General features: G+C 65.1%; 2 protein-coding genes. Both read right to left on the bottom strand.

Annotation, left to right across the window (positions count from 1 at the left end; all coding sequences use genetic code 11):
- Positions 1–106: 106 nt before the first annotated feature.
- Entirely contained in the window at positions 107–2,209 is a 2,103-nt protein-coding gene (locus JWQ61_RS01155) for an FUSC family protein (RefSeq protein ID WP_304358895.1), read from the bottom strand.
- Positions 2,210–2,221: 12 nt separating this feature from the next.
- The coding region (locus JWQ61_RS01150; protein WP_304358894.1) for an efflux transporter outer membrane subunit at positions 2,222–3,316 on the bottom strand (1,095 nt) is incomplete at its 5' end.

Raw genomic sequence — 3,316 nt, 5'->3', positions numbered from 1 at the left:
CGGGTGAATATCCAGTCGATCGCCATCTGCAGGAACAGGCAGCCGATGAACACCAGCAGCAAGGTCGGGATGAGCGCATCGAGTAATGCGATTTCGCGCGGCATGGTCAAGTCTCCGAAGTATTGGTTGAGGTTTCGGCCGGCGTCAGCACGGTGACACGCTCCAGCATGGCGCCGCGCATCAGGTGCAGGTTGGCCAGCACCGCCGGCAGTTCGCCGCAGACGGCGATCGCCGCCAGCACGGCGTCCAGCGCGGCGCGCAGGCGGACTTGGCTGGGGCGGGCAAACAGGTAGGCGATGCTGCGTACGCATTGCTCGATCTTGTCGTGTGCCTGCGGATCTGCGACGGCCAGCATCTCCAGGCGCAGCTGGATGACGGCGCGGCCGATTTCCAGCACCGACAGCAGCCAGGTCATGATGTCGCGGTCATCCGGATTATCCAGCGAGTGAGTGATCGCAAAGCGCGACAGCAGGTCGCGGGTGCCGCTTTCAAAACGTCCGAGCAGACCCGCCAGCGGCCGGCTGCAGGCTTCCTCCACCTGGCGCCGCAGGGCACGGGCCAGGCGGCGCTTGATCCAGCGGCTGTCGGAAGGATCGATGATCTGGTACAGGACCGATGCGACGGCGACCCCGATCAGGCCGCCCGCCATGCCGTTGAGCAGCGCCAGCATGTCGAACTGGTAGTTGCTGCCGATGCTGGCGTAGGAAAAGAAGAAAAGCAGGATGCCGGTGCCGACGCCGGAATACTTTTTGGTGGTGGTGAGCCAGGCGCCGATCAGGATGAACGGCGCCAGCGCGATGCACAGCATGGTGAAATTTTCGGCTTGCGATTGCAGGTAATAAGCGGACAGGAAACCGAAAAATCCGCCCAGCGCGCCGCCGATCATGAATTGCCGCACGATCTTGATGGGAGAGGGCGCCGCCGCGAACAGCGCGCTGACGACAGTCGCCATGACCACCGCATCGGTGCCGGACACCCAGCCCGATTCGATCCAGAACAGCGACGATATGCCGAAACCGATCGCCGCCCGCAATGCCGAGGTCACCACCAGCGTCGGGTCGGTGCGCGCCACATAATGCGCGGGCAGCTGGACATCGTCCGGCATGTGCATCTCGGTCTGGATCACGACGGCATGGATTCTTGCATAGACCTGCAACTCATCGGCGAACCTGGCCAGCAACTCGGTGGCAGAGTCGAAATCGAGGATGTGGCTGCTATCGCTGGCGCTGTTGTGGGCCGCCGCCAGGCCCCGGCGCAGGGCCGCCAGGCGCTGCGGCAGCGCGCTGCGCACCTGCGCCAGCAGCGTGCGGTCTTGGCTGGAGAGGGCGCGCACGATCGCCTGGTACTCCATCAGCAAGGCTTTCAGCGTGCTTTGCTTGCCGCCGTTTTGCAGGCGGCCGAACAGCTGGTCGAGCGAATGGAAGGTGGTGGAAGCGGTCATGAAAGCGTTGTTCAGCTGGCGCAGCTGCAAGCTTTGCAGGTGGCCGGTTGCGCTTTCGAACACCGATGAGGTGCGTAGCGCTTCCAGTGTAATGACTTCGCCGATAAAGCGCAGCACCATCCGCTCGCGCGCCGGCCGCGCACTGGCGGCGAGATCGTCGAGGGCGATGAACGTCTTGAAATCGGCGAAGCGCTTGCGCACCGTCAGCAGCAGGACGTCGGACAGGCGCTTGGGAAACAGCACGTCGCTGACCACGCCGGCGCACAGCAGGCCCAGCATCACTTCGCTCAGGCGCGTCATGGCGATGTCGAAAGCCTGGTCCGGCTGCAGCGCCGCCGGCAAGCCGACAATGACCAGGGTGTAGCCGGCCAGCACGAAGGCATACGACTGGAAGTTGCGGAAGATGGTCGAGCCGGCGGTGCAGAACGCCAGCCAGCAGGCGCCCGCCGCCAGGAACAGCACCGGCTGCTGCGAAAACGAGGCGGCCAGGATGATCGACATGATGACGCCGACCGCGGTGCCGATGAAACGGTAAAACCCCTTGGCCAGCACCAGGCCGCTGCGCGGCTGCAGCACGATGATCACGGTGACCATCGCGGTGCCCGGCTTGGACAGGTCGAACAGCAGCGACAGGCCCAGCGCCAGCAGGGTCGCCAGCAGGATCTTGCTGACATACAGCAGGTCCTGGCCATGGCCTTCCAGCCAGCTGACGGCGGCATGTTTCAGATGGTCCGGCCAGCTCTCGCGGCTGCTTGCGATGTCGTTCATGGTCAGCGTCGCTTATTTTTCCGCCGCGACCGCATCGGCCGGTTGCGGCAAGTCGTCGCCGAGGCCGCCGCCCAGCGCCTGCATCAGCTGCGCCCAGCTATCGAGGTAGCTGGCGCGGATCTGCGCTACCCGTATCTGCTGCTGCAGCAGGACCAGCTGGGTCTGGATCACATTGATATTAGCGGTCAGGCCAGCCTGGTAGCCGCGCATGGCCAGGTCGTAGGATTGCTTCGCCAGCGCCAGCGCCTGTTCCGACTGCGCGCGCTGCTGTTGCTGCGATTTCAGCCTGATGATCTGGTCGGCCACGCTTTGCAGCGCTTGCACCAGCGTGTTGTTGTAGCTTTCAATGGCGCCGTCGAGGGCGGCGGTCTGGGCGCCGAGGTTGGCGCGCAGGCGGCCGCCTTCAAAAATCGGCAGCGAAATCGCCGGCCCGGCGCCGCGCACCGCGGACGACGCGCTGAGGAAATTGGTGAAGCCGAGCGCTTGCAGGCCGACGAAGGCGGAGATATTGATGTCAGGGTAAAACGCGGCCTTGGCGACATCGATGTTCTTGTCCATCGCCTCCACCCGCCAGCGTTGCGCAATCACGTCCGGACGGCGGCCGACCAGGTGCGCCGGCACATTGTCGGGCAAGCCGATGGCCAGCGGCGCGCTGTTGTCGGCGCCGACCAGGCGGGCCGCCAGCTGCGGCCGCTGGATCGCCTCGCCGCTGCCGGGGCCTTTGCCGCTCAAGGCCGCAATCTGGTTGCGCAGCAGGGCGATGTTTTCATCGATTTTCTCGATGTTGGCGCGTGCGTCCGGCAACGCGGTTTCGGCCTGGCTGACTTCCAGCCGGGTGCCGAGGCCTGCCGCCAGCCGGCGCTGGGCGAAGCTGGCGATCAAGGTTTGCTGCGCCAGCGTGGTGACGGCGATATCGCGCAGCGCGTATTGGGTCGCCAGCTGCAGGTAGCCGCGCACTACCGCTACTTCCAGGTTCAGCTGGGCGCTGCGGGCTTCGGCAGCGCTGACGTGGACGGTATCGAGCGCCGATTCCAGCGCGCTGCGGTCCTTGTCCCACAGGTCGAGATCGTAGCTGGCCTTGACGGTGATTTCATTGTCCCAGTTCCA

Source organism: Collimonas fungivorans (genome assembly GCF_028292705.1).
In the GTDB taxonomy this organism is placed as follows: domain Bacteria; phylum Pseudomonadota; class Gammaproteobacteria; order Burkholderiales; family Burkholderiaceae_D; genus Collimonas; species Collimonas fungivorans_B.
This window is presented reverse-complemented; position numbering and strand designations above follow the sequence as displayed.

Bases quoted from the DNA above. Each gene is read 5' to 3' on its own strand.
- JWQ61_RS01155 (WP_304358895.1), bottom strand. From the start codon at position 2,209: ATGAACGACATCGCAAGCAGCCGCGAGAGCTGGCCGGACCATCTGAAA.